5 protein-coding genes and 2 tRNA genes are annotated in these 5,272 nt (G+C 45.3%); 3 read left to right on the top strand and 4 right to left on the bottom strand.

Features of this window, described 5'->3' with window-relative positions; genetic code table 11:
• A partial coding sequence (locus tag VIM87_RS00045) for a DNA-binding response regulator (protein ID WP_331994982.1) occupies nt 1-496 on the top strand: 496 nt, incomplete at its 5' end.
• 54 nt (nt 497-550) lie between these two features.
• Here the strand turns inward: VIM87_RS00045 and VIM87_RS00050 are convergent.
• The 3 genes from VIM87_RS00050 to VIM87_RS00060 all read right to left on the bottom strand — a co-directional run bounded on the left by VIM87_RS00050 (nt 551) and on the right by VIM87_RS00060 (nt 2,263).
• A tRNA-Gly gene (locus tag VIM87_RS00050) sits at nt 551-623 on the bottom strand.
• Nucleotides 624-718: 95 nt separating this feature from the next.
• Entirely contained in the window at nt 719-919 is a 201-nt protein-coding gene (locus VIM87_RS00055) for a hypothetical protein (RefSeq protein ID WP_331994983.1), read from the bottom strand.
• A gap of 285 nt (nt 920-1,204) precedes the next feature.
• Nucleotides 1,205-2,263, bottom strand: coding sequence for a glycosyltransferase family 2 protein (locus VIM87_RS00060; RefSeq protein WP_331994984.1), 1,059 nt, complete (start codon nt 2,261-2,263; stop codon nt 1,205-1,207).
• 293 nt (nt 2,264-2,556) lie between these two features.
• On the opposite strand from VIM87_RS00060, the gene VIM87_RS00065 reads away from it, so the two are divergent.
• Entirely contained in the window at nt 2,557-3,702 is a 1,146-nt protein-coding gene (locus VIM87_RS00065) for a HAMP domain-containing sensor histidine kinase (protein ID WP_331994985.1), read from the top strand.
• Between the two features lie 138 nt (nt 3,703-3,840).
• Nucleotides 3,841-3,924: transfer RNA gene (locus VIM87_RS00070), tRNA-Leu, on the top strand.
• A gap of 225 nt (nt 3,925-4,149) precedes the next feature.
• Here the strand turns inward: VIM87_RS00070 and VIM87_RS00075 are convergent.
• A complete protein-coding gene (locus VIM87_RS00075; RefSeq protein ID WP_331994986.1) occupies nt 4,150-4,938 on the bottom strand; it encodes a hypothetical protein in 789 nt (262 codons plus the stop codon).
• Nucleotides 4,939-5,272: the final 334 nt, after the last annotated feature.

Below are 5,272 nucleotides of genomic sequence, written 5' to 3' on the forward strand. Positions count from 1 at the left end.
GCTGCAGGGCGTGGATGCAGGTGCGGATGCTTATATAGCTAAACCTTTCAGCACCCGTTTTCTGCTCACCAACATCATCCGCATTATTGAGCAGCGGGAAAAGATCCGTAAACGTTTCTCTAACGATCCCGGCTTTTTTGAGGTGAACATTGCGGAACATGAGGCCGACAAAAAATTCCTGGACCGCCTGCATTTTATTATTACCCGCAACCTGGATAACACCCAATTTTCGGTAGACGAATTTGCTGCTGCCGTGAAGCTGGGGCGCACACTGTTCTACAAAAAGGTAAAAGGGCTTACGGGTTACTCGCCCAATGAATACATAAGGCTGGTACGGTTAAAACAGGCGGCCGAGCTGTTGAATACAGGAGATTACACAGTATCGGAAGTAACGTATAAGGTGGGGATGAATGATCCGTTCTATTTCAGTAAGTGCTTTAAAGCGCAGTTCGGTATTCCACCGTCGGCTTATCTGAAGAAGGTAAAAGCGGGATGAGCCTAAAACAAAAAGACCTGACAAGTTTTGCAACCTGTCAGGTCTTTACCTGAGAGCGGAAGACCGGGCTCGAACCGGCCACCCCGACCTTGGCAAGGTCGTGCTCTACCAAATGAGCTACTTCCGCATTATTAAAAGAACTTCAGCTATTTGCAAGTTTTGCTACCTGCTTATTTTTGAAATTGGGATTGCAAAAATAAGGAAGTATTTGAAATAACCAAATTATTTATACTTAGGATTGTACAGTGTGCTTTCCGGAACAGCTACTTCAGGTTTACCCGGGTAGCGGTGTTGATACAGTTTGTAGCAGCCGCCCAATACAAAAGCGAGCATGCAGAATATTGTTATATAAAAAAGGAAACGGGAAGAGCTAACCCAGTTCTGGGAAAAATCGTTCTTATTTTCAACTGTATTTTGTTCCATGATTTATTCTTTTCGCGGTGCAAACTTACACTATGTCAAATAATAATCAAAGTAATATTTGAAAAAAACTGGTTGAAGGCTGAAGGCTTAATGCAGAACGCTTAACGCCATTGTGTTATGTTTTAGGCGGTAGCTGTTAGCGGTTTGCGGTTAGCGGTTAGCTGTTAGCTGTTAGGATTTAGCTTTTAGCCTTTAGCTTTTAGCATTCGGCACTCCGTGATAAGCAGTTTATGATAGTGTGGGTTTAGCATTAGGCGTTTAGCGTTGCGCGTTCAGCATTATGCATCAGCGTTCAGCGTTGCGCGTTTGCCGTTCCTTCTCATGCTCCAGCTTGGAAAATTCTTTACGGCCCAGGAAGTAGTAACGCCAGATCATAATACCGTGGAATACGCCCTGCATATCCAGCAGTTTTTTCCAGGGCAGATGATCCTGCTTCAGGTCATATGTACGGCGCCATTTATGATAATCCTTATAGGCGCGGATAATAGCCGTCATATCTTTAGGCTTGCCCGCCACCAGGCTTTTTACCGCTGCCAGCACATCCAGGAAGAACCTTTGTGACAGCACGATCCAGCGATCGAATGGGTGCAGGTTCTTCCACAACATCATCAGGTTATTGCGAAAGTTCAGGTACAGCTTACGCGGGTTGCCCTGGGGCAGGCTGCCCCCGCCTACATGGTACACCAGCGAATCGGGGCAATAGCTGATACGGTAGCCAGCCCGCTGCAGCCGCCAGCAGAGGTCTACCTCCTCCATATGGGCAAAGAAATCGGCATCAAAGCCCTTTACTTCATGAAAACACCTGGAGCGGATGAACAGTGCTGCGCCGGTAGCCCAGAACACGTCCTGCACATCATCGTACTGGCCTTCATCTTTTTCCGTGGTGTACAGGATGCGGCCGCGGCAAAAGGTGTAGCCAAGGATATCCATCCAGCCCCCGGCAGCGCCGGCATACTCAAACTCATCCTGCTGGTAATAGGCGCGCAGCTTGGGCTGGCAGGCGGCTATCTGCGGATCTTCCTGCATGAGGGTCACCACGGGCTCTATCCAGCCGGGAGATACCTCCACATCCTGGTTCAGGAGCACGTAGATATCCGCCTGTACATGCTGTAAAGCCTCGTTATAACCACCGGCAAAACCATTGTTGGATGGGTTCCGGATGATCTTTACCTGCGGAAAATGGGTTTGGGTAAAGGCAACGCTGTCGTCGGTAGAGGCATTGTCGGCCAGGTAGAGTTCCAGGTTGCCGTAAGTGGACTGGCATACCGAAGGCAGGAATTTTTCCAAAAACCCCCTCCCGTTCCAGTTAAGAATGACTACGGCTACTGATGGCAATACGGACAACAGCTCTTTCGTTTACGCGTGATGAATATTTTGCGTTGCAAATATAACAGAAAAGTCCAGAGTGCATAGTAATGCTGGTTTCTGGTCCATGGTCGATGGTCCATAGTCCATAGCCTGGTGCGATGAGATGAGTTGTTCGTGGGGTGCGGTGGTGGTCGAAGGTCGATGGTCTGCTGCGATAACCTGGGTAATGCAGGAAATCTGCCCTACCCGCACCACATATAACCACGCACCATGCCATGGACCATCGACTATGGACTGTGGACTAAAGATTTATATTAACTTACGCCCAAATGGTTAAACAGTATATAGGCTGGAAGTTTGTATTGGTTTCCATGGCAGTGGTGATCATTGTAGCCACCATCTGGTTTGTGAGCAGCTTATCCCAACGGATACAGGAAGAAGAGACCAAAAAAGTAGCTACCTGGGTAGAAGCCAACCGGGAGCTGTTACAGGCGCCGGCAGACGCCAACCTGAACCTGGCCGTGGAAATAGTAACCAACAACACTACCATTCCGCTTATATTAACCAATGAAACCGGCGATATCATTGACAGCCGCAACCTGGATACCGTAAAGGCCCGTAACCCCGGCTACCTGCGGGACGAGCTGGCCGTTTTCAAGAAAAAACATCCACCTTTTATCATGGAGGTGGATGCCAAACAAAAGATCTACAATTACATTTATTACGGGGATTCCCTGATCCTGAAGCAGGTGCGGTATTATCCCTACATACAGCTGCTGGTAGTAACCCTGTTCATTGGCGTGGTGCTGTTTGCCCTATCCACCACCAACCGGGCTACCCAGAACCTGGTATGGGTGGGCCTTGCCAAGGAAACAGCCCATCAGCTGGGCACCCCCTTATCGTCCATGGAAGCCTGGCTGGAAATACTCAAAGAAAACGAAGCCAATGCCAGCATGGTCACGGAGCTGGGTAAAGATGTGGACCGCCTGAAGCTGATCACCGACCGCTTTTCCAAGATCGGCAGTGTGCCCAAGCTGGAAGAAAAGAATGTGGTAGCGCAAATAGAGCACATGACAGCATATATCCGCAAACGGGCGCCCCAGAAGGTGCAGTTTACCGTACATGCCAAGGATACTGACATGCCTGCCATGATCTCCCCTCCCCTGTTTGACTGGGTAGTGGAAAACCTGCTAAAAAATGCGCTGGATGCCATGGAAGGCAAGGGCGCTATAGATATTTACATTGATAATCACCCTACTGACATTACCATTGACATAACAGATACCGGCAAAGGCATTCCCAAACCCTATTATGAGAAAGTGTTCAAACCCGGCTTCAGCACTAAAAAGCGTGGCTGGGGGCTGGGGCTGTCACTGGCCAAACGTATTATTGAAGAATATCATAAGGGGCGGCTGTTTGTAAAAGCATCGGAACTGGGGAAGGGGACTACTTTCAGGATTATTTTAAGGAAGTAGGGGCTGTTAGCCTGATACCTTAAGCCACACATTAAGGTAATTGATTAAAGGTCATGCCGTACCATACCTTAGTTGGCCAGGGCCGATAATAAATTTGTACATTCTCAAAAACCGATTATTTTTGCAGCCACTTCACCTGCGGAGGTGGCGAAATTGGTAGACGCGCTACTTTGAGGTGGTAGTGCCTGAAAGGGCTTGGGAGTTCGAATCTCCTCTTCCGCACAGTACCGAAATTAAAGGAGTTATTTCTTAAAGAAATAGCTCCTTTGGGTTTTAAGCCCATGCGAACTTATCGTAATCAATTAAAAATGGTTCAAATCTCATGAAGCCATGTTTAACTTATGCCTACTTAAGTCTACTTTCAATTACCAGATTAAATAGCGACCATCTTAAAATATCCGGGCCAAAGTATACCAACCTATTTCCTTAACAAAAATAGATGCATGCCTATGGTTCTAAAAGTTTGTCGTTAAGTAAACTCCTCCTTAAGTCAGCAAATAACTTTTCACTTAATATTTTCCGATCACGATCAATAAACTTGACCTGTTCAAAAGGCAGATAGGTATTTAATTTAAAAGTATTTTTAGTTCGCTCAACTCTCCTTTTATAAACGTTGAATTTAGGTTGCAGTTCAAAAATCAATTTACTCTCAATGTCATTAAGTAATGCTGAGGCGTATTTTTTTCTACTAATAAACTCCAATGGGTACCAGCCATACACCTTCTTTTTAACCATTACACTTCCCCAATAGATCCTTTTTGTTAATCCTGTAAAATCAGGATCGAGTAAACTAAGTGTTGAGAAATGACCCGATTTAAATCTAATGGACGATTCAGTTTTTCCAACATATACTACTTCCTCTTTTCCTTCTTTTTCTATAGTCATCATATAGATGGGCCTAGCATAGAAAGGAGGCTGACCATATGTTACGATAATCTCATCATAAAGCCGGCTTAAGGCTCTTGTTGAATACCTTTTTTCTATATCATTCCCGGCTAACCTAATAAAATCGACAACCCTTCTATAATATCTATAAATGGCAGCCCAACTATCTCTCATTCCCTTTGATTCATTTATATTATCTATCCATGGCTTTTCGATGAAGTGTATCATAACACCTAAACTAAGGTCTGGAAGAGAAAAGTGCATCAAGTTTAAATTTGGCACTTTTTCAAGACCTAGAAGCCAATAATCAAGATATGAATATTCTGAATGAAAATGACTCATGATTTCCACGACGCCGCTTTTACGGTAACGCTCAAAATTTAAGCCACAGGTCATAGTTAGAGTTGCCTTGGCAGTCTCTAAGGTAAAGTGAAATTTAGGTCAAAGACCTTAAGTCATTTACAGAATGGAATAAATATAGGAGCCCTTATACTACCTGAGCTGGTTGAATACCATAACGGAGAGGGTAGCTAGTAAGAGAGTTGTGCATAGTGCATGTTTCCTATCTAGTACGATTTAAGTAACCTAATACACCTGCTATTTCTTTCATCACCTTACGGGTGGCTTCTACATTTTCACCTGCTTCTATAAACGACGATTTCAGCGCCAGCAGGCTATCCATAAT

The organism is Chitinophaga sp., from assembly GCF_036569125.1.
Classification (GTDB): domain Bacteria; phylum Bacteroidota; class Bacteroidia; order Chitinophagales; family Chitinophagaceae; genus Chitinophaga.

Coding starts and splice junctions, on each gene's coding strand:
- VIM87_RS00055 (WP_331994983.1), bottom strand. CDS start 919: ATGGAACAAAATACAGTTGAAAATAAGAACGATTTTTCCCAGAACTGG.
- VIM87_RS00065 (WP_331994985.1), top strand. CDS start 2,557: ATGGTTAAACAGTATATAGGCTGGAAGTTTGTATTGGTTTCCATGGCA.